The following is a 248-nucleotide window of genomic DNA, read 5'->3' as shown; positions in this document are numbered from 1 at the left end:
CAGGCCGATCTGGTCGCACGCTACAACGGCGGCCACAACGCGGGCCATACGCTGGTCGTCGGCGACAAGACGTACAAGCTCGCGCTGCTGCCGAGCGGCATCGTGCGCGGCAAGCGCGGGGTGATCGGCAACGGCGTGGCGCTCGATCCCGAGGCGCTGCTGGCCGAGATCGGGCGGATGGCCGAGCTGGGGCTGTCGGTGACGCCCGACAATCTGTCGATCGCGGAGAACGCCACGCTGGTCCTGCC

The 248-nt window shown here is 70.2% G+C and carries 1 protein-coding gene; it reads left to right on the top strand.

The annotated features are described in order from the left end of the window. Window positions 1-248: adenylosuccinate synthetase (locus R2R70_RS22170; protein WP_410979225.1), on the top strand; the 248-nt coding region annotated here is incomplete at both ends.

Source organism: Cobetia sp. SIMBA_158 (genome assembly GCF_046566945.1).
In the GTDB taxonomy this organism is placed as follows: Bacteria; Pseudomonadota; Gammaproteobacteria; order Pseudomonadales; family Halomonadaceae; genus Cobetia; species Cobetia amphilecti.
This window is presented reverse-complemented; position numbering and strand designations above follow the sequence as displayed.